Genomic DNA, 22,086 nt, shown 5'->3' on the forward strand with positions numbered 1-22,086 from the left:
CCGTTGTCAGAGTGCAAAGTAATGTTGCCTTGCACACACTTTTCCCGCCATGCTGTTCTTTGGAGTAACTCCGCTGCGTATTCACCTAGCTCCTGACCATACACTTCTGCACCTACTACTTTTCTACTGAAGATATCCATTATCAAATAGAGGTAATAGTGCTTCCCTCGTATTTTCGATGGCAGATAACTGATATCCCAGCTCCATAACTGATTCGGTTTGCAGGCCTTTTGAACCTTTGGTCGAGAAAGGCTTGTGCCAGCTTTGTTACGAGTTCGCTTACCTAGCTGGTTGTTTGCTTTTAATACACGATAAAATGTGGACTCTGAGGCAATGTAAATGCCTTCATCAGCCAACATTGGAACGATAATATTCGGCGGCAAATCAGCATACTCTGATGTATTGCAGATATCTAATATATGCTGCCTTTCGGCTTCTGATAGCTTATTATGAGGCTCGTGTTGCCGAGGATGCTGACGCATATCACTTGTGACTTCAGCAGAGTTCTCTGTCCAACGCTGAAACGTTCGTATTGATAACCCAACGGTGGAACAAGCCTTTGTCTTTGTTGCCCCTTTACGTACAGCTTCATCAACAAGTGTGACTATTTTAAGCCGCTCTGAGATAGGAATCAGTCTTCCTCGCTGGTTTCCCAGAGGGCATTGAACTTTTCCCGCAAAACCAGTAGCGCAGCCGTTTCAGCAAGTGCTTTCTCTTTACGTGCCAACTCCTTCTCCAGCGCTTTTACCTTTCTGCGTTCCTCACGTAGTTGCTTATTTTCTTTGTGTGATATTGAAGTCGATGTTGCGCTCTGCGCCTTGATAGATAGTGCTCGCCAGGCTTTAACGTCATCGACAAATAACCCTTTAGACCTACAGTATTCAGCTAACTCACGTTCAGACATTGTTGCAGTTTCAATCACTATGAAAAATCTCTGCTCCGCTGAATAATCAGTAGTAGTATTTTCTAACGGCGGCTCTGTCGATAATAGGCCGCTTTCAACAAGTTCATTTCTCCACTTAGATACCACGGAAGGACTCACATCTAATTCTTTAGCAATTCTTCGATGAGACCAATTATATGGTGGTAACAACCAAGTTTGACCTTTCGTTTTCACATCAATTGGAACTGGATTAGCTGGCATAGTTATCTCCTTAAAAATCTAGACGACAACTATGCTGACACAGGGGGGAAATGACTGATCGGAATGCTCCGAAATATGCACTTTGACCAAAGATTAAATCGTCTGTAAACGGTACTCCACTCTCCGAACTCAGAGGGTAGATCTCGCCAAGGAATACCTGTTCTCATTCGATAAAGTATTCCTTCAAATGTCATTCGATGTTCAGCTTTATCGTAAATACGACCTGTACTTTTCATTACTTGGAGTAGCAGTTTCCAGCGAATATCAGTTAGCATTGTTCTTGGCATGGTATTGGTTATGGTTTTACTTTTGACAAAGCAAATTATAACTTTTTACCATACTGTTCAAAAAATACTCACGAAAGATCAACACGCCCTAACTACAATGAAGTGTTTACTGACTATTTATTACAGTTTGAGAAGCGAGTCACAACAGAACGGCAGATTTAATTTGCTAGAGAAATTTAACGTAAAACTCATAAGTGATTGAGATCTACAATTCCTAAAAATCACATCAAACCCCTAAATAAAAAAGCCAAGAGAGTAAGTAACAACTAACATAGATGAAAGATAAAGACTCAGTTGTGATTCACATCACCCTAACAATCACGTTCAAAAAAACATCACCCCGTGCCTTTTTGACGTTTATAACGTGTATTTTTATTGTTTTAACGTTTTTGACGGGAATCAAGTTTGATTAATTGTTCGATACGGTGTTTTCTTACTCCTGCCAAGGGCCTACAGGCCACTCTTAACTCTTCTCAAAATCAGCAATGGTCTGGAGCAACGAAAAAGAGGTAGGCCTTAAGCTTGAGTGTGTATCTGCTGAATGATTTAGCAACAAGTAACATTCAATCCATTAGTGAAATGAAAGCAAATAGTAAGGAACAGCTATGCTTGCCAATATTAAAAAAACAGCGATAGCAACAGCAATTATTGCAACTGCTACTACAGGTTTGGTATCAGTAGCAAACGCTGCAGAACGCAGTGAGTTGACTATCCACCCTAAAGAGTACACAACTTTTGTACGTAACTTTAACCCGTACTTAGGTGCTACAAACCTTCATACAACAACCGACTTTCTATATGAGCCGCTTGTTGTATTCAACGAAATGCAAGGTAACACGCCGGTTTTCCGCCTAGCTGAAAACTTTGCAATGTCTGACGACCTAATGAGCGTCACTTTTGATATCCGTAAAGGTGTGAAATGGTCTGATGGCGAAGCATTCTCTGCAGACGACGTGGTGTACTCTTTTAACCTAGTTAAAGAAAAGCCGGAACTCGATCAAAGTGGTATTAACTCCTGGGTATCAAGTGTTGAAAAACTGAATGACTACCAAGTTCGTTTCCGTCTAACTGAAGCAAACTCAAACGTCCCTTACGAGATCGCAAAAGTACCGGTTGTGCCTGAGCACGTATGGAAAGATGTCAAAGATCCATCAACGTTCACTAACGAAAACCCAGTGGGTTCTGGTCCATTTACTGAAATCGATACGTTTACAGCACAACTATACATCCAGTGTGCAAACCCGAACTACTGGGATGCAGACAACCTAGATGTTGATTGTTTACGTGTTCCACAAATCGCAAACAACGACCAGTTCCTAGGTAAAATTATAAACAGCGAAATGGATTGGACGTCTTCTTTCGTTCCAGATATCGACCGAACCTATGCAGCAGCAAGCCCGAAACACCACTACTGGTACCCAGCAGCGGGTACACAGGCATTCATCGTTAACTTCAAGCACCCTGATGCTGCGAAAAACGAAGCGCTAAACAACGTTGAATTCCGTCGTGCATTCTCAATGGCTCTTGACCGTCAAACTATCATCGACATCGCGTTCTATGGTGGCGGTACAGTGAACGATTTCGCATCTGGCCTTGGCTACGCGTTTGAAGCTTGGTCTGATGAAAAGACTCACGAAAAGTACAAAGGCTTCAACACTTACAACGCTGAAGGCGCGAAGAAACTTCTTGCTGACGCAGGCTTCAAAGATGTAAACAACGATGGTTTCGTTGACACGCCATCTGGCAAGTCTTTCGAACTAATGATTCAATCGCCAAACGGCTGGACTGACTTCAACAACACAGTTCAACTAGCGGTAGAACAGTTGAACGAAATCGGTATTAAAGCGAAAGCTCGTACGCCTGACTTCTCTGTTTACAACCAAGCTATGCTTGAAGGTACATACGACGTAGCATACACAAACTACTTCCACGGTGCGGATCCATACACGTACTGGAACAGTGCTTACAACTCATCACTGCAATCTGGTGACGGTATGCCTCGTTTCGCAATGCACTTCTACAAAAACGATAAGCTAGATGGTCTTCTAAACAGCTTCTACAAAACAGCTGATAAGAACGAACAGTTAGAAATTGCACATGGTATCCAGCAAATCATCGCTGCAGATCAAGTGACTATCCCTGTGATGTCTGGTGCTTACATGTACCAATACAACACAACTCGCTTCACTGGTTGGTGGAACGAAGAAAATCCAAAAGGCCGTCCAAACATTTGGGCGGGTATTCCAGAGCGTCTACTTCATGTACTGGACCTAAAACCAGTTAAATAAGTAATCGTTCAATCTTTGCGGCGTAACCCCTTACGCCGCTTATAAAAATCCCCACACTCTCAATTGAAAGTATGGCGCTAGTCGTCAGGGGATTTTTCGTTCCAAATTTCGCTAGGAGCGACCTGAATCCAGAAACAGGGAAACAATCTGGGTGAGTAAGGTGTGAGTTATGGGTTATTTTTTAAGACGTTTGTCATTTTATTTTGTCGCGCTATTAGTTGCAGCGACGTTAAACTTTATTATTCCAAGAGCAATGCCTGGTGACCCCGTTACCATGATGTTTGCGAACGCTTCGGTTCAAGTTACTCCAGAGCGTATTGCAGCAATGAAAGAACTGTTAGGTTTCGTCGATGGCGGCCTATTAGTTCAATACTGGGCGTACATGAAGAACATTCTTAGCTGGGAACTTGGTACATCCATTCAGTTCTATCCACTGTCAGTGAATACCCTGCTAGGTGGCGCATTCGGTTGGTCACTATTTTTAGCAGGCACAGCGGTTATTCTTTCTTTCTCTATTGGTTCAATCCTAGGTATTTTTGCAGCGTGGAAACGTGGCAGTAAATACGATGCCTTTGTGACGCCAGGGATGCTTATTCTGCAAGCCGTTCCTCAAGTTGTAATTGCAATGATTGCACTGTTCACCTTCGCAATCGGTTTGAAGTGGTTCCCAACCGGGTATGCCTATACCGCAGGTACCATGCCAGATTGGACAAGCTGGGCATTCATTAAAGATGTTGCTTACCACGCGTTCTTACCGCTGTTCTGTGCGTCTGTGGTTCAGATTGGTGGCTTCCTAGTCAACATGCGTAACAACATGATCAACCTGCTTGCAGAAGACTATATTACCATGGCGAAAGGCAAAGGCCTGAGCGAAAACCGAGTGGTATTCAACTACGCAGCGCGTAACGCGATGCTACCAAGTGTGACAGCACTTTCGATGTCGCTAGGTATGGCAATCGGTGGTCAGTTAATTATCGAAATCATCTTTAACTACCCTGGTCTTGGCAGCGTACTTTTCAACGCAATTAACGCTCGTGACTACCAAGTGCTGCAAGGTCAACTGCTTATCATGACACTATTCATGCTGTTCTTTAACCTAGTTGCAGACATGCTTTACGTTGTTCTTGACCCTCGTCTTCGTAAGGGTGGTAAATAATCATGAAAGACTTTCTAAAACTCATTTGGCGTAACCCAATGGCCCTAACTGGCGTCATTATCCTAAGTATTTTTATTCTTGGCGCGATTGCAGCACCATTAATCACCAAGCATGTGCCCGACAAGCGTACCGGTAATCCACACGAATACCCTGGCTTCATCGTTAAATCAGCACAAACTAACCCTGATGGCTGGGTTGCTCAAAACCTAGCAGATGACCGTCGTACATTGATTATGTCTAAAAAGGCAGACCACGTACTTGGTACAACTCGTATGGGTCGTGACGTTTGGTCTCAAGTGGTATACGGCGCACGCGTATCTCTTGCTGTAGGTTTTGGTGCGGGTCTCACGGTATGTTTGCTGGCAACGGTTATTGGTGTTTCTGCGGGCTATTTCGGCGGCCGTGTCGATGACGTACTCACCGCCGCAATGAACATCATGCTGGTTATTCCTCAATACCCATTACTGTTCGTAGTTGCAGCCTTTATCGGTGAGGCAGGGCCGCTCACCATTACCTTGGTTATCGGCTTTATGTCCTGGGCTTGGGGCGCACGTGTTGTTCGATCTCAAACCTTAGCACTGCGTGAAAAAGAGTTTGTCAAAGCCGCTGAAGTGCTGGGTGAATCGTCATTCCGCATCATCTTCGTCGAGATTCTGCCAAACCTTATCTCTATCGTTGGCGCAAGCTTCATCGGTTCGGTGATGTACGCAATCATGATGGAAGCAACGATCTCGTTCCTAGGTCTTGGTGACCCGAACACAATCAGCTGGGGCATCATGCTTTACAACGTTCAAACCTCTTCATCAATGCTGATTGGCGCTTGGTGGGAACTGTTGGCTCCTTGTATCGCACTGACACTATTGGTAACTGGCCTTGCTCTGCTTAACTTTGCTGTCGATGAAATTGCCAACCCGCAACTGCGTTCTCACAAAGGCATGAAGCGTTGGAAGAAGCTTGCAGAGAAAGATAAAGAACAACGTGAACCTGAACTACCACCACAAACAGCACTTTGGAGCGGGGATAAATAATCATGGCTGAACCACTAATTTCTATCCGCAACCTATGCGTGGATTACATCACTGAATCAGGCGATGTTCGTGCATGTAGCAACGTAAGCTTCGATATCGCTCCTGGTGAAGTCTTCGGCCTAGCTGGTGAGTCTGGCTGTGGTAAATCTACTGTCGCTTTCTCGCTTATGCGTCTTCATAAGCCGCCCGCTTACATCAGCGGTGGTGAGGTTATCTTCAACGGCGAGAACATCCTTGAATACAGTGATGAGCGTATGCAAGCGTTCCGCTGGAGTGAGATGTCAATGGTATTCCAGAGTGCAATGAACGCACTCAACCCGGTATTACCAATGGAAGAACAGTTTTGTGACGTGATTATGCGTCACACCAACATGACGCGTGAACAAGCAAAGCAACGCGCTGCCGGCCTACTTGAAATCGTTGATATTCACCCTAGCCGACTCACTGACTACCCGCACCAGTTCTCTGGCGGTATGCGTCAACGCTTGGTGATTGCCATCGCTCTCGCTCTGAATCCAAAGCTGATCATTATGGATGAGCCAACTACCGCGCTTGATGTGGTTGTGCAACGTGAAATCCTACAAAAGATCTATGCATTGAAAGAAGAATTTGGCTTCTCGATTCTGTTCATCACCCATGACTTGTCATTGATGGTCGAGTTCTCTGACCGCATCGGCATCATGTACTCAGGTGAGCTTATTGAGGTTGCGAACTCTCAAGACATTCTAGAAAACCCTTTCCACCCTTACACCAAAGGGCTGGGTAGTTCTTTCCCTCCCCTGATAGGACCAAAGACAAAGTTGACAGGCATTCCTGGCAACCCTTTGAACCTATTAGAGGTCCCAGAAGGGTGTCGCTTCCAAGCTCGTTGTGATCGTGTACATGACGCCTGTACTAAGGTGGAAACTAAGTTACGTTCTATCGAGCCGGGACATTTGTCTAGCTGCCACCTGTACGGTGACCCAATAGTACAAAGGAAGCTATAGCTTGCACGCTGTTTCAGCGTGAATACGAATAAGGCGGCTCGGCCGCCAAACTGCAAGCAAAGCGAATAAGGATTCTGGAGACAATTATGAGCAAAGATTTCGGTCAATTATTGGTAGAAGGCAAGAATGTTGTAAAAGACTTCCCAATAAGCAGTACCACCATTCAAACCCCTATGATGCGCGCGATTAACGATGTGTCATTCAAAATGTATAAGAGTCGCGGCCTAGCCGTAGTTGGTGAGTCTGGCTCAGGCAAATCAACGACCGCAAAAATGATCGCAAAAATGTACGCACCTTCAGGCGGTAGCATCGAATACAAAGGCCGTGACATTCAAGAGATCTCAAGCCGAAAAGATCTGATGCATTACCGTGAAGGTGTGCAGATGGTATGGCAAGACCCGTTTGGTTCTCTGAACCCAACGCACAATATCTTCCACCACATTGCTCGCCCGCTGCTGATCCACAAAAAGGTCACGCCGGGCAATAAAAAAGAGCTGCAAGAGCGTGTCTACGATCTTCTAGAGCAAGTGGGATTAATCCCACCAAAAGCAACGGCAGAAAAATACCCACACCAGTTATCGGGTGGTCAGCGTCAACGTGTCAACCTAGCCCGCAACATCGCTGTCGGCGCAGAAGTTGTATTAGCCGATGAACCTACATCAATGCTTGATGTATCGATCCGTGCGGGTGTTTTAAACCTAATGGAAGAGATGAAGTTTGAGAAGCAAATGTCTCTGCTTTACATCACTCACGATATCGCTACTGCTCGTTATATCGCAGAAGACCTTTCGGTGATGTACGTGGGACATATGGTGGAATGGGGGGATACCGATGATGTGATCGCCAATCCTCAACACCCTTATACCCAACTTTTGGTTTCTGCAGTTCCCGATCCTAAAAAGTCGATCCATGAAAAACTGGCTGGTAACAAAGGCGAGATTCCGCTGTGGACACCAGAATCAGCAGGTTGCCCTTTTGCTGGCCGTTGTACTCATGCGATGGACAAGTGTAAAGAACAGCTACCTGGAGTGACTCAGCTAGCGGATAACCACTTTGTACGTTGTTACCTACACGAAAGTTAACCATTAAGCCTAAGTTAGGGTCTAGCGACCCTAACTATTTATATCCAAAAAATTCAAGTACCTAACCAATAGAAGTTAGGACTGTCGGAGAATATTGATGCTGTTATTAACCAACCATATTGGCTATGAATCCACAGGTCCAAAGCAGGCTATCTTGCAAACCAAGAAGGATCGTCTATCGAGCACAACTGCTTTATTGGTTTGTGCCGATAATCATATGACTGTCGGAAGTTTTGATGTGGTGAAGCAAGGCCGCGTCGCCAATTGGCATCAAGGACAATTCTTTACTATCGATTTCAGCTCAGTCACCAACTCCGGTCGCTACTACCTGCGCTTGGACAATCTGCGTTCAGAAGTTTTTGAGATTGGTAGCAACCTCTTAATGAAGCATACGTTTTCTGATGTACTGCACTACTTCAAGTCGCAACGTAGCGGTGGCATTTTCGATAAAAAAGATCGCCAAGCACAGATCCTTGGCACAAACAGATACGTCGATGTCCATGGCGGTTGGTACGATGCGTCTGGTGATGTTAGTAAATATTTTAGCCATCTCTCTTATGCTAACTACCTCAACCCACAGCAAATTCCGATGGTGGTTTGGAACATGCTTAAAAGCGTGCGCTTGACCCAAAATAACCCTGAGTTCCCGAAATTCTCTATGACTCGCTTAACGGAAGAAGCCCTATTCGGTGCCGACTTCTTAGTGCGTATGCAAGACGCTGCAGGGTACTTTTACATGACGGTATTTGATAAGTGGAGTAAAGACATTGCTCAGCGTGACATCTGTGCCTACGCCACTCAAGAAGGCCATAAATCCACTGACTTGCAAGCGGGCTTTCGACAAGGAGCAGGCATTGCGATTGCAGCATTAGCCGCCGCTTCTGAGCTTGAAATCTCAGGTGGCTACTCGAGCCACACGTACCTTGAGACAGCCGTTAAGGGTTATTGGCACCTAAAAGAGTACAACCTCCAGTATCTAAACGATGGTGAAGAGAACATCATCGATGAATATTGTGCGCTACTCGCTGCCAATGAACTATATCGAGTGACACAAGACCAACAATATTTATCAGAAGCAAGGATCTGGGCTAAGCGTTTGATCGCTCGCCAGCAATCTGATGATTCCTTTGCGCATTTCTGGTCAGCAAACTCTGATGGTTCTCGCCCCTATTTCCATGCCGCAGAAGCGGGTCTGCCGGTGATTGCACTGTGTGAATACATCGACAATGAAACCGATACTAAATTAAAAGAACAGGCTCGCACAGCTGTTGAACAAGCTTGCCAATTCGAAATCAACATTACCGACAAAGTGACTAACCCGTTTGGCTACCCAAGACAATACGTTAAATCTGTCGATGGTGACAAACGCGATGCCTTCTTCGTGGCTCAACAGAACGAAACCGGTTACTGGTGGCAAGGCGAGAATGCGCGCCTTGGCTCAATCGCAACCATGGCCTATTTAGCCCAACCGCATATTACAGATGCCGCTCTACAAAAGCGTCTTATTCAGCTTTCACAGAACAGCCTAGATTGGATCTTAGGTCTTAATCCATATCACATGTGCATGCTCGATGGTCACGGTCATAACACCCCTGACTACCTACCACAGCTTGGTTTCTTCAATGCTAAAGGTGGCATCTGCAACGGCATTACTGCTGGCTTTGAAGATGAGCAAGACATCGCGTTCAACCCACCCTCTCAAAAGGATGACATGCTACAAAACTGGCGCTGGGGCGAACAATGGATTCCTCATGGCGCGTGGTACTTACTGGCAACAGCGGCGCAATTCAACTTCATCGCACAATGTAAGGAGCAATAATCATGACGCTTTACTCCTTAGCTATGGATAGCGCAAAGATGCTGGCTAAACCATCACCACACAACTTATATCAACAGGCTTAGCAGGAAAGTTATATGAATTATCGCATCGATTTAGCGGTTCTGTCTGAACAAAAGCACAGCTGCCGATTTGGCCTTACCGTCCATAACTTAAGCGATTTCGACGTCAGAGCTTGGTCACTGCATTTTGCTTTTGACCGCTTAATTCTTCCTGAAAGTTTATCGCAAGGTGAACTGACTCAAGTTGGAAGCTACTGCTCGTTCAAACCCAATTCACCAGTGTTAAAGGCCAATAATCACTACTACTTTGAATTCAGTATTCAAAGTGCCCCACTGCGCTTTTATTCTGACGGTCTCAATGATGCCTTTATCCAATCGCATCACCAAGGAAAAGCATCGGTACTGCCTGTTGCGATCTCACCGATAGTGCTGGCCTCTCCATACCGTGAACGCAATCAAATCCCGCAAGTTACTGCGGCTGAAGTGGCGTTGATCCCTCAACCGAATCAGATCAAGCTGCAACAAGGTCACTTCTCACTAAGCAGTGAATGCAAGATTGAGGTTCAGTCTCTGCGCGCCAACAAAGCTGCGGCTTGGCTGCAGCAAGAGTTGCTTACCACCTTTGAGCTGCCTCTTTCAGCTGAACTATCAAAAGATGAAAGCGGCGACATTGTATTTCGCAGCAATCCGATTTTAGATGAAGCCGAATACAAGCTCACCAGCACCTCACATCAGGTTATTGTTGAGTCTGGCAGTCAGTCTGGCTTCACACATGCTGTTGCAAGCTTGATTCAATTAGTTCAACAGCAGGACGCAGAAAACTTCTCCATTGCATGCTGTCAGATAGCCGATCAACCCCGCTTTAAATACCGAGGTATGATGCTCGACTGTGCTCGCCACTTCCATTCGGTCGAGCAAGTAAAGCGTTTGATTAACCAACTGGCGCACTACAAGTTCAACGTTTTTCATTGGCATTTAACCGACGATGAAGGTTGGAGAATAGAGATTAAGAGCCTGCCTCAGCTCACTGAAATTGGCGCTTGGCGTGGTCCTGGTCATGCACTCGAACCTCAATACAGCCACATTGCTGACAACTATGGCGGCTTCTATACACAGCAACAGATTCGTGAAGTCATTGAATACGCAGAGCAACGCAGCATTATGGTGATCCCTGAAATCGATATTCCGGGCCACTGTCGCGCCGCGATAAAGTCGCTGCCTGAGATGTTGGTCGAGCAAGCTGATACCACCCAATACAAGAGTATTCAGCACTACAACGACAATGTACTCAACCCAGGTTTACCGGGGACTTATCAATTCCTTGATGCCGTCATTGAAGAAGTCGCAGCGCTCTTTCCTAGTGAATGGATTCACATGGGTGCAGATGAAGTGCCGATTGGTGTGTGGACCCAGAGCCCTGCGGCTCAAGCATTAATGAAAAAGCATCAATACCAAGACAGCAAAGACTTACAAGGTCATCTATTCCGCTACGCCGAGCAAAAGCTCAAACAACTCGGTAAGCGTATGGTGGGCTGGGAAGAAGCACAACACGGTAACAAGGTCAGCAAAGAGACCATCATCTACTCATGGTTAAGTGAAGAAGCAGCCGTCAATTGCGCGCGCCAAGGCTTTGATGTCGTGCTGCAACCTGCACAATTTACCTACCTCGACATGACCCAAAATTATGCACCGGAAGAGCCGGGCGTCGATTGGGCTGCCGTGATTCCATTAGAACAAGCTTATACCTATGAAGCGCTTGCTGAGATATCAGACAGCGACCCAATTCGTAAACGAATTCAAGGCATTCAGTGTGCGCTATGGTGTGAGATCGTCACTAACCAGAAGCGTATGGATTACATGGTATTCCCTAGGATCAGTGCGTTAGCTGAAGGATGCTGGACACATAAAAACAACCGAAACTGGCTAGATTACTTGTCTCGCCTGAAAGGTCACTTGCCATTACTCGACAGGCTTAATGTTGACTACCGCAACCCTTGGAAAACGAAATAACACAACACCCAAGCACACTCATGCGAGTGCTTGCTTACCCAGATTCAAGTGCTCAGTCACACAAGACTCAGCATCACTATTTGAAAATTAGCTGCATAGATGCAGTTTGTTAAAAAGGAAATGACAATGAAATACGGCTATTTCGATAACGACAATCGCGAATACGTCATCACTCGCCCTGATGTACCAGCACCTTGGACAAACTACCTAGGTACTGAAAAGTTTTGTACCGTGATTTCGCACAATGCGGGCGGCTACTCGTTCTACAATTCTCCGGAATACAACCGTGTTACGAAGTTCCGTCCGAACGGCACCTTCGATCGCCCGGGACATTATGTTTACCTGCGTGACGATGAAACCGGTGATTACTGGTCTATCTCTTGGCAGCCAGTGGCAAAAAGCCTAGATGAAGCGAACTACGAAGTTCGTCATGGTCTGTCATACTCAAAATTCAAATGTGAATACAGCGGCATTACCGCCACTAAAACACTATTCGTACCAAAAGGCGAAGATGCAGAAGTGTGGGATGTGGTACTGAAGAACAACACGGACAAGCCACGAACCATCAGCACTTTCTCATTTGTTGAGTTCTCTTTCAGCCATATTCAATCGGATAACCAGAACCATCAGATGTCTCTGTATTCTGCGGGTACCTCTTATCAAGAAGGTGTGTTGGAATACGACCTGTACTACAACACCAATGAGGTTGAAGGCTTCTACTACCTAGCGTCAACCTTTTCTCCAGACAGCTACGACGGTCAACGTGACAATTTCCTTGGCATGTACCGTGATGAAGCTAACCCAATTGCGGTTGAAAACGGTAAATGTTCTAACAGCGCTCAAACCTGTTACAACCACTGCGGTTCACTGCATAAGCAATTTACCATTCAACCAGGTGAAGAAGTTCGCTTTGCCTACGTACTCGGTATCGGTAAAGGTAACGGCGAACGTCTGCGTGAAAAATACCAAGATACAGCCAACGTCGATGCGGCTTTCCAAGGCATCAAAGATCACTGGGACGAGCGTTGTAACAAGTTCCAAGTTAAGTCGCCAAACGAAGGCTTAGACACCATGATCAACACATGGACGCTGTACCAAGCGGAAACCTGTGTGGTGTGGTCGCGCTTTGCGTCATTCATCGAAGTCGGTGGTCGTACTGGTCTTGGTTACCGCGATACTGCGCAAGATGCGATCTCAGTACCGCACGCTAACCCTGAAATGACCAAGAAACGCATTATTGATCTGCTTCGCGGCCAAGTGAAAGCAGGCTACGGTCTGCACTTATTCGATCCAGACTGGTTCGATCCAGAAAAAGCCGACGTTGAGCCTTCAAAATCGCCAACGGTTGTTCCAACACCGTCAGATGACGACAAGATCCACGGCATTGAAGATACCTGCTCGGATGATCACCTATGGATAGTTCCAACCATCATCAAGTACGTGATGGAAACCGGTGAACATGATTTCTTTGACGAAGTGATTCCATACGCAGACGGTGGCGAAGCAACCGTTTACGAGCACATGAAAGCGGCACTGAACTTCTCGGCGAAATACGTGGGGCAAACAGGTATCTGTAAAGGCCTACGCGCTGACTGGAATGACTGTTTGAACCTAGGTGGCGGTGAATCTTCAATGGTTTCATTCCTGCATTTCTGGGCGCTACAAGAGTTCTTAGATCTCGCTAAATTCCGCAAAAACAGCGCTGACGTTGAAAAATACACTGAAATGGCGGCTAACGTTCGCGAAGCGTGTGAAACACACCTTTGGGACGACGAGGGTGGCTGGTACATCCGTGGCCTGACTAAAGATGGCGACAAGATCGGTACTGCGCAACAAGCTGAAGGTCGTGTGCACCTTGAGTCAAACACACTAGCGGTACTCTCTGGCGCAGTCTCGCAAGAGCGTGGTGAGAAAGCGATGGATGCGGTTGATGAGAACCTGTTCTCTGAATACGGCCTACACCTAAACTCTCCATCATTCGCAACACCAAACGATGATATCGGCTTTGTGACTCGCGTATATCAAGGCGTAAAAGAGAACGGCGCTATCTTCTCTCATCCAAACCCTTGGGCTTGGGTCGCAGAAGCGAAACTGGGGCGTGGTGACCGTGCGATGAAGTTCTACGACGCACTGAACCCGTACAACCAAAACGACATGATTGAAACACGTTACGCTGAACCTTACTCGTACGTGCAGTTCATCATGGGTAAAGATCACCAAGACCATGGACGTGCCAACCACCCTTGGTTAACAGGCACATCGGGCTGGGCATACTTTGCGGTAACCAACTTCATCCTTGGTGTACGCACTGGTTTTGAAGGTCTAACGGTTGATCCTTGTATCCCTACTGAGTGGCCAGAATTCGAGGTAACTCGTCAATGGCGCGGTGCAACGTACAACATAAAAGTACAAAACCCGAATGCAGTAAGCAAGGGTGTCGCCTCTATCACCATCAACGGTGAGCAAGTAGATGGTGCAATCCCAGTCCAAGCTGAAGGCAGCGTTAACGATGTTATCGTTGTTCTCGGCTAGTCGCTCAATTTGACAAAAACCACTTGTATCAAGTCGTTATTGGCTTGATACAAGTGACTAAAAGGATTTTCTAATGATTAAATTTGGTACAGGTGGCTGGCGCGCATTTATCGGTGAAGAGTTCACCAGAGAAAACGTTCGCTTGGTAGCGCAAGCACTCGCTAACATCATCAATAATGAAAATGCCGCCGAAAACGGTTTTGTGATTGGCTATGACCGCCGCTTCCTTTCTGACAAAGCGGCCTGCTGGTTTGCTGAAGTACTGGCCGCGAATGGCATTAAAGTCAGCTTTATAGATAAGTTTGTTCCAACGCCTATCGTGATGTTCCAAGCAAAAGAGATGGGCTGCATCTATTCGGCATGTATTACCGCTTCTCATAACCCTGCAGACTATAACGGCATCAAGGTTTTCATTGAAGGTGGCCGTGATGCAGATGAGATCATCACAGAAAAGATCGAACAACAAATTTCAACACTGACCAGTGAAGATATCGTAAGAGTCGATTTTGAACAGGCATTGAACGACAAAGAGATCGAAATCATTAACCCGATGAACGCCTTTGTTGACTCGATCATTAATGCGATTGATATCGAATCGATTAAACAAGCTAACCTACGTGTGCTGATCGACCCGATGTTTGGTGTTGCGAAGAACGCACTGCAAACTGTTTTGATCAGCGCTCGCTGTGATGTCGACGTGATCAACGATGGTAAAAACCCAGACTTCGGCGGTTTAATGCCTTCTCCGAGTGCCGCTACTTTATATCGCTTGAAGCACTTAGTCGCAGCAGAAGGTTACGATATTGGTATCGGTACCGATGGTGATGCCGACCGTTTGGGGATCATCGATGAGAAAGGCCACTTCATTCACCCTAATGAAGTGTTACTACTGCTTTACTACTACTTACTGGAATACAAAGGCTGGAAAGGGTCTGTGGTTCGCAACATCGCAACCACCCACCTGCTAGACAAAGTCGCGGCGGATCATGGTGAAAAGAGCTTTGAGGTTCCGGTAGGCTTTAAGCATATCAGCTCGCAAATGGAAGCTGATGACTCACTGATTGGTGGTGAAAGTTCGGGTGGCTTAACTATTCGTGGTCACATCAAAGGCAAAGATGGCGTATTTGCTTCAAGCTTACTGGTGGAGATGATCAGTGTAACAGGCAAAAAACTGTCTGAATTACTTGATGAAATCTACTCTAAATATGGCTATGCCTATACGGCAGAAGGAGATTGTCAGTTTAAGCCTTCAGAGAAAGAAGCGCTCTACAGCAAGATCTACGTCGATAAGCAACTGCCTGAATTTAAATATGAAATCGAAAAAGTCAGCTATGAAGATGGTGCCAAAGTATACTTTAAAAATGGTGGCTGGGTGATTGCTCGTTTCTCAGGAACAGAGCCGTTATTACGAATCTTCGCTGAAATGGAAGATAAAGACACTGCAGAACAGGTTCTTCAAGAAATGAAAGACTTCCTCTCTCTGTAATTATAGAGTTCGGTTGTATTGATATGGGATCAAACAAATCACTGCCTTGTTAACCCCTATATTGCCCAGCGCGTTACAGTACTGGGCTTTTTTATGTTTGATAGTCAATGAGTTGTATCTGTAGCTATATCTGCATCTACGGCCTTGTAAGCTAAAACGCTAACACACCTTTGGTATCGACTTTGACTGTGACTGGCATGCCGACCTCAAGGGCCTCTGAAGAGGTCGCTAGCAATTTTTGACCATTGGCTTCAATCACATAACGGCAGTGATCGCCCATGAATTGCTGCTCCAGTACCGACAGATTACTCTCTACATCATGAGTCGCCACAATATGTTGAGGCCTTAATAGCAATGCACATTCCGCTCCCACTGTTATCTGAGTTTGTGCTTTGGCCTCAATCAGACCTAAGCTTGTTGCAAATTCATGGCTTGAAATGCGTTTTGCACTCAAATAACTGCCACCACCTAAGAAGTCAGCAACAAACTGACTGGATGGATGGAAGTACAACTCTGACGCTGAACCGTATTGCTCAATCACACCGTGATTCATTACCGCCATCTTATCAGCAAAAGCAAACGCCTCTTCACGGCTGTGGGTTACAAAAATAGCCGTGACCCCCTGCTTCTTAAAAATCTTACGGATCTGAGCAATCAGCTCATGACGAACCTGAGTATCGATGTTCGAGAAAGGTTCATCCAACAGCAGTAGATCGGGCTTATACGCCAGAGAACGAGCAATCGCGACACGTTGTTGCTGCCCACCAGACAGCTGATGAGGATAACGATCACCATATTGAGCAAGGTGAACCAACTCAAGCATCTCTTGAACCTTCTGTTTCTTTTGCCAATCAGCAAGGTCCTTTAGTCCAAAGCCAACATTTTGGTTGACTGTTAGGTGCGGGAACAAGGCGTAATCTTGGAAAATCATCCCAATGTTGCGCTGCTCTGGCGGCATCCAATTGCTACCATCATCGATGACTTGATTATTCAAACTCATCACGCCACTGCTCAAGGGAAGCAGACCTGCAATCGCTTTGAGCAGTGTTGTTTTACCGCAACCACTCGCACCTAGCAAACAGACAATCTCACCATGCTCGACGTTTAACGACAGAGATTCTAATACCGTCTGCAGCTCATATTTACAGGTGAGATCTTTAATGGATAATGCACAGCTCATTAGTATTTCTGCTCCAAAGAACGATTGACGATAACCAAAGGAATGAGGCCAACACATACCAGCAACACCGCAGGCATTGCGGCCAGTTCTAGATGCTCATCTGAAGCATAGTTAAAAACGTAGGTTGCCAAGGTTTCAAAGTTAAAAGGCCTTAACAGTAAGGCGGCATTGAGCTCTTTCATCGACTCGATAAAGACCAAAAGTGCCGCAATCAGTGCGCCGCGCTTGATCAATGGCAGATGAACTCGGCGTAGCATTTGGTTGGTATTACAGCCCATGGTCTTGGATGCCATATCAAGCGAAGGCGAAACCTTACTTAAACTGCTCTCAATGCTGCCAATCGCAACCGCTGAGAATCGAACCACCATGGCAAAGATCAGCGCAAACACGGAGCCAGAGAAGATCAAACCCGGTCGCCCCCACTCCATCACTTTTGCAATGTCATTGACCAAGTGATCCATAAATAACACAGGCACCATCACACCAATGGCGAGTACGGTTCCGGGAACAGCATAGCCCATTGAGGCGAGGCGAACACTAGCTTGGCTTTTCTTGCTTGGGCTCACGCGCTGATTAAAGTTCACAATCAAAGCGACAAGCACAGCAATGATCGCAGCGACAATCGAAACTACTAGGCTATTCACCGCGTACTCTCTGAATTCTGGCGTCCAGCTTTGCGCGAAGTATGTGTAGGCATAAATCATCAACTGCCCAAGAGGGAATAAGAATGCCACGCACACTAATCCCCAACACCAAGATAGAGCCAACCATTTTTTCCACCCAGATAACTCGTATCGAAAGTCTTCACGGCTGCTGAATTGATTTTGGAATAATTTTTGTTTACGACGGCTGTATCGCTCTGAACTCAATAAAAGAATCACAATAACCAGCATGATTGCCGAGATTTTCGCCGCTGCGGTTAAGCTGGAATAACCTAACCAGGTATCGTAGACCGCAGTCGTTAACGTGTTGACAGCAAAGTAGCTGACGGTACCAAAATCACCGATGGTTTCCATTGCGACGAGAGAAAGACCGACCGCCATTGATGGACGAACCAGCGGTAATGAAATACGACGAAAGCTTTGCCAAGGCGAGCATTTAAGTAACCGAGCCGATTGCAATAGAGAAACGTTTTGCTCCATAAAAGCCGCACGACACAACAAATAAATATAGGGATAAAGGACGAGGGACAAAACAACAATGGCGCCCGCTAGAGTTCTAATGTCTGGGAACCAATATTCCCCAGCTCCCCACCCGGTAAGATCTCGTAGCAAAATTTGCACTGGTCCCGCAAAGTCGAACCAATCCGTAAAAATGTAGCCAACAATATAGGCTGGCATAGCCAGTGGTAAAACAAGCGCCCATTGTAACACCCGCTCTCCGGGAACTCGGCACATCGCCATAATCCAAGCAGAGGGAATACCCAAAAACAGAGACAACACCATGGTTCCTAGCACTAAAACCACTGTGTTATACGCATAAGTCGGCATGACTGTGGACATCAAATGAGCAAATAGCTCATCCGTTTCTCCAACAGCGGTTGTGAAAATCGCTAATATTGGTAGTACCAACAGCACAGCGATCGCGCCACTACTGGTATTCCATAAGTAATTTTTTTCTTTCATCGACTAACTACAACGAAGTTGCGCGACACACAAATGCATTTGCAAATACATCTAATATCCTTTTAATGGTGAAGGTATTTATACCCATATACGGTAATGACTTCAAGGTAAGGCATTCATAACTCAAGGAAACATTCGAGTAAAAAGGGGGCTTCAAAAAGCAAACAACCCCAAGTGACTGAGCAGCGCCGACTTGAGGTTGTCATGAGATGCGGGCGAAAGCCTGTATCAATAAATTATAGGTCGAACTTCACTTCATCTAATAACTTGATTGCGGCAGCGTGGTGGTCTGCAATCTCGTCAAGAGAGAGCGTATCGGCTTTGAAGTCTCCCCAAGAAGCCACCAGCTCAGAGCGCTCAACGCCTTCTTTGACTGGGTATTCATAGTTCACTTCTGCGTACATTTTCTGCGCGACATCATCCGTTAAGAATTCCATCAGCTTTACTGCACTTTCTGGGTTCGGAGAGTACTTCGCCATCGCCATACCAGAGATATTGACGTGAGTACCTTGCGCATCTTGTCCCGGGAAATTAATGTAAACAGAGTCAGCCCATGCTTTCTGCTCTTTATCATTAACCATCTTACCTAGGTAGTAGCTGTTACCAAGCGCCACATCACATAGCCCCTCTTTAATCGCTTTAACTTGAGCGCGATCATTGCCCTGAGGTTTGCGTGCTAGGTTGGCTTTTACGCCTTCTAGCCATGCTTTCGTTTCCGCTTCACCATGGTGTGCGATCATCGAAGAAACGAGAGAAACATTGTATGGATGCTTACCGCTACGAGTACAGATTTTGCCTTTGTATTCTGGATTGACGAGATCTGAGTAATTGAATTCGTTGCCAAGCTTACCCACGCGATCACGTGAAGAGTAAACATTACGGCTGCGCAGTGTTAGAGCAAACCATTCGTTTTCTTTATCTTGATATTGCGCTGGTACATTGCTTTCAATAACGTCGCTGTTTACTGGCTGAACCAGACCTTTGTTGGTCAGCTCTGCAAGTCGGCTAATATCCGTCGTAAGAATGACGTCAGCTGGGCTGTATTCACCCTCTTGAGCTAACTTTTCTGCTAAACCTTTCTTCGCAAACTTTACGTTCACTTTAATGCCAGTCTCTTTGGTGAACTCCTTGAACATTGGCTCAACAAGGAAAGGTTGACGGTAAGAGTATACGTTTACTTCTTCCGCCGCCATTGCTGCCGGGGCAATGACACTGCATGCTAGAGCTGAAAGTGTTAGCAGTTTTTTCATTGTAAAATCCTTATATAGAAATGATAATACCTATCAGTTGCGTTATTATATTTATTGTTAACATAATTACAACATCAACAACCCAAAAAACACGCTCATCGGCCCGTTTCCCTTATCATTTATCATTTACCGTAACAAATCACTTCGGCACTAACCCCTTCTTTCAACGCCTAAACGAAGCTCCTGTAATGACTCCACCCAATAATATTATGCCGTACATACAAAAAACCCCTACAACCAGAAGTTGTAGGGGTTTGTTCGCACTGCTTAATCTATCTAGGCAAGCAGTGAATAGGCATTATTTTACTGATACAAACTCAGGGTAAGCGCCGACACCACAATCGTGTACGTCCATACCTTCAAGTTCTTCATCCTCACTAACACGGATACCGATAGTTGCTTTCAGTACAGCCCATACTACAAGGCTCGCGCCAAATACCCATGCAAAGATAACTGCAGCACCCAGTAGTTGAGCACCAAATGTCGCATCGCCGTTGCTTAGTGGCACAGCCATTAGACCGAAGAAACCACATACACCGTGTACTGAGATAGCACCAACTGGATCATCAATCTTAGCTTTGTCGAGAGCAATGATACTGAATACAACAAGCGCACCAGATACCGAACCAATCGCTACAGCAAATAGTGGTGATGGTGATAGAGGATCAGCTGTGATAGCGACTAGACCCGCTAACGCGCCGTTAAGAATCATTGTTAGGTCAGCTTTGCCCCACGTTGTTTTACATACAAGCAGCGCTGCAATTGCACCAGCCGCTGCTGCTGCATTGGTGTTAAGGAAGATTTGACCAACTGCTGTTGCGTTCTCGAAATCCGATACCATTAGCTGAGAACCGCCGTTGAAACCGAACCAGCCGAACCAAAGGATAAATGTACCTAGCGTTGCAAGTGGCATGTTTGAACCAGGAATCGGGTAGATTTCACCGTTCTTACCATATTTACCTTTACGTGCACCCAATAGTAGAACACCGGCTAACGCAGCTGCTGCACCCGCCATGTGTACGATACCAGAGCCCGCGAAATCACTGAAACCTGCTTCTGCTAGGAAACCACCACCCCAAGTCCAGTAACCCTCCATTGGGTAGATGAACGCCGTTAGTACAACAGAGAAGATAAGGAATGACCAAAGCTTCATACGCTCTGCCACAGCGCCAGATACAACTGACATTGCCGTTGCAACGAATACCACTTGGAAGAAGAAGTCAGACTCTAGTGAATGGTCTGCGCCTTCACCCTGAGTACCAATTAGCGCACCAAATGAAGGTAACCAACCGCCTTCACCGTTATCTACATACATTATGTTGTAACCAACCAGCAAGAAAGTGGTACAAGCGATGGCGTACAAACAAATGTTCTTAGTTAAAATCTCTGTAGTATTTTTTGAACGGACTAGGCCTGCTTCTAGCATTGCAAAGCCAGCTGCCATCCACATGACTAACGCACCTGAAATGAGGAAGAAAAAAGTGTCTAGTGCGTAACGTAGTTCCGTTACTGTCGTTGTAAGTTCCATATTAAAGTCTCCAATCCTTGTAATTCTTTAAAGTGCTTCAGCGTCCATTTCACCCGTACGGATTCGCACCGCTTGGCTTAAGTCGTACACAAAAATTTTACCGTCACCAATTTTCCCGGTGTGAGCAGCTTGGCTAATCGCTTCAACAACACGATCAACGTTTTCAGCTTGAGTGGCAATTTCCAGCTTTACCTTTGGTAAGAAATCAACTTGGTATTCTGCACCACGGTATAATTCAGTGTGTCCCTTCTGACGACCAAAACCTTTGACCTCAGAAACCGTCATACCTTCAATACCCACATCAGAGAGCGCTTCGCGTACATCATCTAATTTGAATGGCTTAACAATTGCATTTATTAATTTCATACTCTTTCCTCAAATTCTTCACTTAATCCGGCGATTCACTTATTACAATCCAAGTTGCGTGCCATGAATTTAAGTTATTGTTTTAAAAGGATAATATACAAATTAAAGCATAATAACAAAAAAAGGTCGCACCATAATGGTGCGACCCTTTCACTATATTAATGCGTGGCGCTATTATTGCTCCAGTTTTGGGCAAGAGTAGCGCCGAAGCTGAAAACAGTAACTAGGGCGTGTTGATCTTTCGTGAGTGTTTTTTGAATAGCATGGTAAAGAGTTATAATTTGCTTTGCCAAAAGTAA

The 22,086-nt window shown here is 45.7% G+C and carries 16 protein-coding genes and 1 pseudogene; 9 read left to right on the plus strand and 8 right to left on the minus strand.

Annotated elements, in window-relative coordinates:
- From Q1A70_RS13770 to Q1A70_RS13780, 3 genes and pseudogenes are all read right to left on the minus strand, one after another.
- The coding region (locus Q1A70_RS13770; protein WP_299692451.1) for a DDE-type integrase/transposase/recombinase at positions 1 to 482 on the minus strand (482 nt) is incomplete at its 3' end.
- Between the two features lie 149 nt (positions 483 to 631).
- On the minus strand, positions 632 to 1,144 hold the full coding sequence (locus Q1A70_RS13775; RefSeq protein WP_299692448.1) for a helix-turn-helix domain-containing protein: 513 nt from the start codon (positions 1,142 to 1,144) through the stop codon (positions 632 to 634).
- A gap of 80 nt (positions 1,145 to 1,224) precedes the next feature.
- A pseudogene (locus Q1A70_RS13780) lies at positions 1,225 to 1,431 on the minus strand (transposase); the annotation flags it as partial.
- Between the two features lie 605 nt (positions 1,432 to 2,036).
- Here Q1A70_RS13780 and Q1A70_RS13785 point away from each other — a divergent pair.
- The 9 genes from Q1A70_RS13785 (at position 2,037) to Q1A70_RS13825 (ending at position 15,838) form a co-directional block, all read left to right on the plus strand.
- Positions 2,037 to 3,719 (plus strand): ABC transporter substrate-binding protein, encoded by a 1,683-nt coding sequence (locus Q1A70_RS13785; RefSeq protein ID WP_299692445.1) that lies wholly within the window; start codon positions 2,037 to 2,039, stop codon positions 3,717 to 3,719.
- Between the two features lie 169 nt (positions 3,720 to 3,888).
- Entirely contained in the window at positions 3,889 to 4,875 is a 987-nt protein-coding gene (locus Q1A70_RS13790; protein WP_299692442.1) for an ABC transporter permease, read from the plus strand.
- Between the two features lie 2 nt (positions 4,876 to 4,877).
- The gene (locus Q1A70_RS13795) at positions 4,878 to 5,903 is read left to right on the plus strand and encodes an ABC transporter permease (RefSeq protein ID WP_299692439.1); all 1,026 of its coding nucleotides are present in this window, start codon (positions 4,878 to 4,880) and stop codon (positions 5,901 to 5,903) included.
- A 2-nt stretch (positions 5,904 to 5,905) separates the two neighbouring features.
- Positions 5,906 to 6,889, plus strand: a complete 984-nt coding sequence (locus tag Q1A70_RS13800) for an ABC transporter ATP-binding protein (RefSeq protein ID WP_299692436.1) — start codon at positions 5,906 to 5,908, stop codon at positions 6,887 to 6,889.
- 86 nt (positions 6,890 to 6,975) lie between these two features.
- Entirely contained in the window at positions 6,976 to 7,971 is a 996-nt protein-coding gene (locus tag Q1A70_RS13805; RefSeq protein ID WP_299692432.1) for an ABC transporter ATP-binding protein, read from the plus strand.
- Positions 7,972 to 8,068: 97 nt separating this feature from the next.
- Entirely contained in the window at positions 8,069 to 9,790 is a 1,722-nt protein-coding gene (locus Q1A70_RS13810) for a glycoside hydrolase family 9 protein (RefSeq protein WP_299692429.1), read from the plus strand.
- Between the two features lie 95 nt (positions 9,791 to 9,885).
- Positions 9,886 to 11,820, plus strand: coding sequence for a family 20 glycosylhydrolase (locus Q1A70_RS13815; protein WP_299692426.1), 1,935 nt, complete (start codon positions 9,886 to 9,888; stop codon positions 11,818 to 11,820).
- Positions 11,821 to 11,946: 126 nt separating this feature from the next.
- Positions 11,947 to 14,352: a N,N'-diacetylchitobiose phosphorylase gene (locus Q1A70_RS13820; RefSeq protein WP_299692423.1), complete on the plus strand. Its 2,406-nt coding sequence runs from the start codon at positions 11,947 to 11,949 to the stop codon at positions 14,350 to 14,352.
- Between the two features lie 73 nt (positions 14,353 to 14,425).
- A complete protein-coding gene (locus tag Q1A70_RS13825; RefSeq protein ID WP_299692420.1) occupies positions 14,426 to 15,838 on the plus strand; it encodes a phosphoglucomutase/phosphomannomutase family protein in 1,413 nt (470 codons plus the stop codon).
- 151 nt (positions 15,839 to 15,989) lie between these two features.
- Here Q1A70_RS13825 and Q1A70_RS13830 read toward each other — a convergent pair whose 3' ends face one another.
- From Q1A70_RS13830 to glnK, 5 genes are all read right to left on the minus strand, one after another.
- Positions 15,990 to 17,018 (minus strand): ABC transporter ATP-binding protein, encoded by a 1,029-nt coding sequence (locus tag Q1A70_RS13830; RefSeq protein WP_299692417.1) that lies wholly within the window; start codon positions 17,016 to 17,018, stop codon positions 15,990 to 15,992.
- The gene (locus Q1A70_RS13835) at positions 17,018 to 18,643 is read right to left on the minus strand and encodes an iron ABC transporter permease (protein ID WP_299692414.1); all 1,626 of its coding nucleotides are present in this window, start codon (positions 18,641 to 18,643) and stop codon (positions 17,018 to 17,020) included. The genes Q1A70_RS13830 and Q1A70_RS13835 overlap by 1 nt, the downstream gene beginning before the upstream one ends.
- A gap of 236 nt (positions 18,644 to 18,879) precedes the next feature.
- Entirely contained in the window at positions 18,880 to 19,893 is a 1,014-nt protein-coding gene (locus Q1A70_RS13840) for a Fe(3+) ABC transporter substrate-binding protein (RefSeq protein ID WP_299692411.1), read from the minus strand.
- Between the two features lie 298 nt (positions 19,894 to 20,191).
- A complete protein-coding gene (locus tag Q1A70_RS13845; RefSeq protein WP_299692408.1) occupies positions 20,192 to 21,421 on the minus strand; it encodes an ammonium transporter in 1,230 nt (409 codons plus the stop codon).
- Between the two features lie 27 nt (positions 21,422 to 21,448).
- Positions 21,449 to 21,787 (minus strand): P-II family nitrogen regulator, encoded by a 339-nt coding sequence (gene glnK / locus Q1A70_RS13850; RefSeq protein WP_004738200.1) that lies wholly within the window; start codon positions 21,785 to 21,787, stop codon positions 21,449 to 21,451.
- Positions 21,788 to 22,086: the final 299 nt, after the last annotated feature.

Origin of the sequence: uncultured Vibrio sp. (assembly GCF_947488985.1) — a bacterium.
Lineage (GTDB): Bacteria > Pseudomonadota > Gammaproteobacteria > Enterobacterales > Vibrionaceae > Vibrio.